General features: G+C 65.9%; 3 protein-coding genes, 1 tRNA gene and 1 pseudogene. 2 read left to right on the top strand and 3 right to left on the bottom strand.

The window, feature by feature from the left end; translation table 11 throughout:
* A pseudogene (locus tag VNZ93_RS04510) lies at window positions 1–651 on the top strand (hypothetical protein); the annotation flags it as partial.
* Window positions 652–999: 348 nt separating this feature from the next.
* Here VNZ93_RS04510 and VNZ93_RS04505 read toward each other — a convergent pair.
* The 3 genes from VNZ93_RS04505 to VNZ93_RS04495 form a co-directional block, all read right to left on the bottom strand.
* Window positions 1,000–1,075, bottom strand: a tRNA-Lys gene (locus VNZ93_RS04505).
* Window positions 1,076–1,284: 209 nt separating this feature from the next.
* Window positions 1,285–2,277 carry a tripartite tricarboxylate transporter substrate binding protein gene (locus VNZ93_RS04500; protein ID WP_325700629.1) on the bottom strand — a complete coding sequence of 331 codons (993 nt, stop codon included), beginning with the start codon at window positions 2,275–2,277 and terminating at the stop codon, window positions 1,285–1,287.
* Between the two features lie 148 nt (window positions 2,278–2,425).
* Entirely contained in the window at window positions 2,426–3,766 is a 1,341-nt protein-coding gene (locus VNZ93_RS04495) for an LLM class flavin-dependent oxidoreductase (protein ID WP_325700626.1), read from the bottom strand.
* 378 nt (window positions 3,767–4,144) lie between these two features.
* Here VNZ93_RS04495 and VNZ93_RS04490 point away from each other — a divergent pair, with 378 nt between their 5' ends.
* Complete coding sequence (locus VNZ93_RS04490; RefSeq protein WP_414709982.1) at window positions 4,145–6,457, top strand: Tex family protein; 2,313 nt, start codon at window positions 4,145–4,147, stop codon at window positions 6,455–6,457.
* Window positions 6,458–6,619 lie beyond the last annotated feature (162 nt).

Raw genomic sequence — 6,619 nt, 5'->3', positions numbered from 1 at the left:
CAGCCGGCGGCGGATCGGCTCGAAGCGATGCGCAGCCGCGCCGATGCCATGGTGGCGCGCGCGACCGCGCTCAAGCAGCTCGTCGATGCCGTCGATCCGCTGTATCGCAGCCTTGACGATGCGCAGAAGCGCCGCTTCACGATGCTGGCCGACGGGCCGACCCGTCAGCTCGGCTTGGGTCAGGGCCAGCGCGCAGGCGGAGAAGGCCGTCACGGGCGCGGCTGGAACCGCGGTCATCACGGCGACCATGGCCGGTGGGGCGGCTGGGGCGCCAATCGCGAAGACAGCCGCCGCGGTGACGAGAGTCGCCGCAGCGAGGAGGGTCGTCGTGGCGAGCAGGATCGCCGCTCCGAAGACAGCCGTCGTGGCGATGAGAGTCGTCGTGGTGAGGAGAGCCGCCGTGGCAATGAGGAACGTCGTTTCGAGGAAGGCCGCCGGAGTGAAGACAGCCGCCGCGGTGAAGAAGGCCGCCGGAGCGACGACCGGCGCGAGCGGCGCAGCGAAAGCCGCGAGGACAGAAGCGACGACCGTTCGCGCGAATTCCAGCGGGACGGGCGCTCCGATCGCGGATCTGGATTTGAAAGGGATCGTGACGGGCGGCGCGATGGCGGGAGCGAGAGGAACGAAGACCGGCAGCCCAGCCGCCTTTGACGCCCGGTCATAAAACGGAGAAGCGGCGAGCTGTTCTCGCCGCTTCTCCGCCGGTGTCTCTGGCACTGTTAACGGAGCGCCGGCGATCGCAATCGCCGCAGCGCCAGTTGTTTAGTCAACGCTGCCTGGAGCACGATCTCTGCTGCGATCCGAAGCGCGCCGATGCAGCGATGGAGAAGCTGGCGATAGAGAAGCTGGTGTCCTGGATGACCCGGCGGAGGGCTTTGCCTGAAACCTCTCACGGCGTGAGAGATGCAGCTATGCGAAATCTCTCACGGAGGCAGATGTTCTCAATCTGTCCCGTTCAGACGATCCATTTAAGTCATTGAAATATAATAGATTTGGCAATGGTGGGCGATGTAGGGCTCGAACCTACGACCCGCTGATTAAGAGTCAGCTGCTCTACCAACTGAGCTAATCGCCCCCGGCCGATGCGGCCAGCGGTGGTTGCTTTATCAAAGCGGCCCGGCACTGTCCAGCACGCGCGGCGTCTTTTATCGGTATCCCCGGCTTGGACCATCCGCCGCGCAACCGCCTCCGGCGCGCGAAGAGGAGTCCGGCTGCGCGCCCAACCACATGAGCGGCGGCGTTCGGGCGCGGGACGCAACCTCACCATAGCCTGTTGCTGCCTGGCTATTGCGTTCCGGCGATGCCGGCCTTGCGGACCACGTCGCCCCAGCGTTGGATTTCCGCGTTCACGAAAGCCTGGAGCTCGGCGACGGATTGCGGCGGCATCGGCAGCATGCCGTTCTGGCTGACGAGCTTGCGCGCCTCATCCGTCGCGAGAATGGCGCTGATCTCGCCATGCAGCTTCTGCACGATAGCGGGCGGCGTCTTCGCCGGGGCGACGATCATCTGCCAGGAGGCGGCATCGAAGCCGGGGACGCCCGATTCCGCGATCGGCGGAACGTCGGGAAGCATCGGCAGGCGGCTTGCCGTGGAAATGCCGATGGGGCGGACCTTGCCGGACTGGATCAGACCGAGCGCGGGCCCGAGATCGACGAACATCACTGGGATATGCCCGGCGACGACGTCGTTCAGCCCCGGCAGGCTGCCCTTGTAGGGAACCGGCGACATCTGGATGCCGGTCATGGTCTTGAACATTTCGGCAAAGAGATGATGCGGCACGCCGGGGCCGGCGGTGGCGTAGGACAGCTTGCCGTCCTGCTTCTTCGCATAGGCGATGAACTCCTGCACGGAGCGGACCGGCAGGTCCGGATTGACCACGAGAACGAAGGGCGTCGCCGCCGCGAGGGCCAGCGGCACGAAATCCTTTGCCGGATCGTAGGAGAGCGCTTTGAACAGCGTGACATTCACGGCCATGGTCGCGCTCGGCGCGATCATCAGGGTGTGTCCGTCGGGCGCGGCCTGAGCGGTGAGATTGGCGCCGATGACGCCGCCGGCGCCGGGCTTGTTCTCGACGACGACGGCCTTGCCGAGCTTCTGCTCCAGTTGATGCCCGACCATGCGGCCGAGAATGTCGCCGGCGCCGCCTGCCGTGAAGGGCACGATCATCGTGATGTTGCGGGAGGGAAAATCGTCGGCGTGCCCTGCCGTGGAGAAGGTGAGGGCCAAGGCTGCGCCGGCAAAAGCCGCATAAGCGAAGCGCGCGGTGAAACGCATCATCTGAAATCCTCCCTGGGTCTGCGGGCCGGCTTTGCGGCTTCCTGTCCGTCAGTGTGCCGGATCGACCCCGGTCAAGGCAATGACGGAAATGGCTGCGGCATGCAGCGCTTCGGCGAGCCTCAATGGCGCTTGTCCCGCCGTCGCGCGCCTATTCAGGAAAGAACCGGTTAGGCGGCCGTTTCAGGCCGAGATTCTCGCGCAATGTGCGGCCTTCGTATTCCGTCCGGAAGATCCCGCGCCGCTGCAATTCGGGGACGACCTTGTCCACGAAATCGTCGAGCCCGCCCGGCAGATAGGGAAACTGGATGTTGAAGCCGTCGCTGCCTTCGGTCGTCAGCCATTCCTCCATCTCGTCGGCGATGCTCGCGGGCGTGCCGACCATGGCGAGGCCCGAATAGCCGCCGAGCCGCTGGGCCAACTGGCGGACCGTCAGATTCTCGCTCCGCGCCAGCGCGACGGCGCGCTCGCGGCCGCTCTTGCTGGCGTTGCTCTCCGGGATGTCCGGCAGCGGGCCGTCCGGATCGAAGCCCGAGGCATCATGGCCGAGCGCGATGGAAAGGGAGGCGATGGCGCTGTCGTAATGCACCAGGCTGTCGAGCCGCGCGCGCTTCTCCAGCGCCTCGTCGCGGGTCTCGCCCACCACGACGAAACATCCGGGCAGGATTTTCAGGCTGTCGCGGTCGCGGCCGAGCTTGTCCATCCGGCCTTTGACATCGGCGTAGAAGCGCCGTCCCTCCGCCACCGTGCGCTGCGAGGTGAAGACGGCTTCCGCCGTCTCGGCCGCGAGCTGCTTGCCGGCCTCGGATGCGCCGGCCTGCACGATGACCGGCCAGCCCTGAATGGGCCGCGCGATGTTCAGCGGGCCGCGCACGGACAGGAACTCGCCCTTGTGGTCCAGCACATGCATCCGCTCGGGGTTGAAATAGATGCCGCTGTCAACGTCACGGACGAAGGCATCCTCGGCGAAGCTGTCCCACAGCCCCGTCACCACGTCGAAGAATTCGCGGGCGCGGCGATAGCGCTCGCCATGCTCCATATGTTCGTCCATGCCGAAATTGCGCGCGGCGTCCGGGTTGGACGTAGTGACGACGTTCCAGCCGGCGCGGCCGTTGCTGATATGATCAAGCGAGGAGAATTTCCGCGCGACATGATAAGGCTCGTTGAAGGTCGTCGATGCCGTCGCGATCAGGCCGATATGCTCGGTCACGGCGGCGAGCGCCGGCAGCAGCGTCAGCGGGTCGAACGAAGTGACGGTTGCGCTACGTTTGAGCGCCTCAACGGGCATGTTGAGCACGGCGAGATGGTCCGCCATGAAGAAGGCGTCGAAGCGACCGTGCTCCAGCTTCTGGATGAAGCGCTTGAGATGCTGGAAGTTGAAATTGGCGTCCGGAAACGCGCCGGGATAGCGCCAGGCGCCGGTGTGGATGCTGACGGGACGCATGAAGGCGCCGAGGCGCAACTGACGGGAAGCCGACTGACGGGAAGTCATGGGATCTCCGGATCTCCGGCGCGGTGGTTTATGCGAGCCTAGCGCACGATCCCGAAAAGTGGGAACCGGTTTCGGGCAAGATCATGCTCACACAAAAACGGTAGCGACGGGTCTGATTCAACGAAGTTGGGATCGGACCCTAGCCGAGATTGTCCGCCGGGAAAAAGCGGCGACGGAGCACATTCCTGTCAAGTCATGGGTGTCTTGCGGGCTGAGCCAAGGGCCGGGTGGAAGGGCGGTCGAAAGGCCGCATGTGCCTGTCCATATCTCCGGCGGCCGGGTTGAAGAATCGGAAGCCGGCCTTCCATATGACGCGCTGTGCCGCGCGGGAGATGAAACCTTCCGCGCGGTGCGTCCGGTGAAGGATGATTTTGCGTGATGTCGATCGAGAAGCGGATTGCCGAGGAACTCGGGGTGCGGCCCCAGCAGGTGGAGGCGGCGGTCGGCCTGCTCGATGGCGGCGCGACGGTGCCATTCGTCGCGCGCTATCGCAAGGAAGCGACCGGCGGCCTCGACGACGCGCAGCTTCGCACGCTGGACGAGCGGCTGCGCTATCTGCGCGAGATGGAAGACCGCCGCAAGGTCATCCTCGAATCGATCCGGGAGCAGGGCAAGCTGGACGACGCGCTGGAAGCGGCGATCAACGCCGCCGACAGCAAGAGCCGGCTGGAGGATATCTATCTCCCGTTCAAGCCGAAGCGGCGCAGCAAGGCGGATATCGCCAGGGAGGCGGGGCTGGAGCCGCTCGCCGCCATGCTGCTGGCCGACCCGCAACATGATCCGCAGATTGTAGCGACGGACTTCGTCAACGCTGACAAGGGCGTGGCCGATGTCGCCGCGGCGCTGGATGGGGCGCGCGCCATTCTGGTGGAGCGTTTCGCGGAAGATGCGGACCTCATCGGCCAATTGCGCGAGGAGATGTGGACCCGCGGGCGGCTCACCTCCAAGGTGCGCGAGGGCAAGGCGGAAGCCGGCGCGAAGTTCAGCGACTATTTCGAATTCGCCGAGCCGCTGGTGAAGCTGCCGTCGCATCGCATTCTGGCGCTGTTCCGCGGCCAGCGGGAGGACATCCTCGACATCGCCATCGAGCCCGAGCCGCCGGAAACGGCGAGCGGGCCGACAGCTTACGAATTGCGCATCATGCAGCGTTTCGGCATTGCCGATCAGGGTCGCCCGGCCGACAAGTGGCTGGCGGACACGGCCCGTTGGGCGTGGCGCACGCGCATCGTGATCCATCTCTCGGTCGATCTGCGGATGCGGCTGTGGACCGCGGCCGAAGAAGAAGCCGTGCGTGTCTTCGCCGCCAATCTGCGTGACCTGCTGCTGGCCGCGCCGGCTGGCACGCGCGCGACGATGGGGCTCGATCCGGGATTTCGCACCGGCGTCAAGGTCGCGGTGGTGGATGGCACCGGCAAGGTGCTGGCGACCAGCACGATTTATCCCCACGAGCCGCAGCGGCGCTGGGACGACGCGCTGGCGACGCTGGCGCAGCTCGCGCGCGCCCACAAGGTCGACCTCATCGCCATCGGCAACGGCACCGCCTCGCGCGAGACCGACAAGCTGGCGAGCGAACTCGTCAAGGGCCTCGCGGAGCTCAAGCTGCACAAGATCGTGGTGTCGGAAGCCGGGGCTTCCGTCTATTCGGCCTCGGCCTTTGCCGCGGAAGAACTGCCCGATCTCGACGTGACGCTGCGCGGCGCGGTGTCGATCGCCAGGCGCCTGCAGGATCCGCTGGCCGAACTGGTCAAGATCGATCCGAAGTCGATCGGTGTTGGCCAGTATCAGCACGACCTCAGCGAGCTCAAGCTGACGCGTTCGCTCGGCGCGGTGGTGGAAGACTGCGTCAACGGCGTCGGCGTCGATCTCAACACGGCGTCGGCGCCATTGCTGGCGCGGGTGTCCGGCATCGGGCAGGGGCTTGCCCAGAGCATCGTGACCCACCGCAACGCGCATGGTCCGTTCCGGTCGCGCAAGGCGCTCAAGGATGTGCCGCGCCTGGGGCCGAAAGCGTTCGAGCAGTGCGCCGGCTTTCTGCGGATCACCGGCGGCGACGATCCGCTCGACACATCGGCGGTGCATCCTGAATCCTATCCGGTGGTGCGGCGCATCATCGAAGCGACCAAAAGCGATATCAAGACGCTGATCGGCAATGCGCCCGTCTTGCGGACGCTGTCGCCGAAGTCATTTGTCGACGACACGTTCGGCCTGCCGACCGTCACCGATATCCTGCGCGAACTGGAGAAGCCCGGACGCGACCCGCGCCCGGCGTTCAAGACTGCCGAGTTCAAAGATGGCGTCGAGACGCTCAACGACCTGAAACCCGGCATGGTGCTCGAAGGCGTCGTCACCAATGTTGCCGCCTTCGGCGCGTTCGTCGATATCGGCGTGCATCAGGACGGGCTGGTGCATGTCTCGGCGATGTCGAAGACCTTCGTGAAAGATCCGCGCGCCGTGGCGAAGCCTGGCGATATCGTGCGGGTGAAAGTGCTCGACGTCGACAAGCCGCGCAAGCGGATCAGCCTGTCGCTGCGTCTCGACGACGAGGTGGGAAGCAGACAGGCGCGCTCCGCGCCCGCGCCGGAACGCAAAGCGTCGCGAGCGACGACGTCGGAGGCGCGCGGTGGCAGCGGCGGTGGTGGCGCGCTGGCGGCGGCGCTGCAACGGGCAGGGCTCGGCAGCCGGCCGAACTGACACTGCGGCGAACGCTTGTACCGGTGAGATGAACTGGCCCTTGCAAGCGAACCAGTATCGGAGAGGCCACGGACTCCGGCGGATGGCGAACCCGTCGCCGGCTTTTCCCGCAGCCGCGCTTCGTATAACCAGTGCTGCCGGCGATCCGGCGTGGTGACGTCG

Source organism: Pseudorhodoplanes sp., from assembly GCF_035565795.1.
GTDB lineage: Bacteria > Pseudomonadota > Alphaproteobacteria > Rhizobiales > Xanthobacteraceae > Pseudorhodoplanes.
The sequence above is the reverse complement of the archived record's forward strand: the minus strand, read 5'-3'. Positions and strand labels throughout refer to the sequence as shown.

Excerpts from the sequence above, each read along its gene's own strand:
- VNZ93_RS04500 (WP_325700629.1), bottom strand. The coding sequence starts at position 2,277 with ATGATGCGTTTCACCGCGCGCTTCGCTTATGCGGCTTTTGCCGGCGCA.
- VNZ93_RS04495 (WP_325700626.1), bottom strand. The coding sequence starts at position 3,766 with ATGACTTCCCGTCAGTCGGCTTCCCGTCAGTTGCGCCTCGGCGCCTTC.
- VNZ93_RS04490 (WP_414709982.1), top strand. The coding sequence starts at position 4,145 with ATGTCGATCGAGAAGCGGATTGCCGAGGAACTCGGGGTGCGGCCCCAG.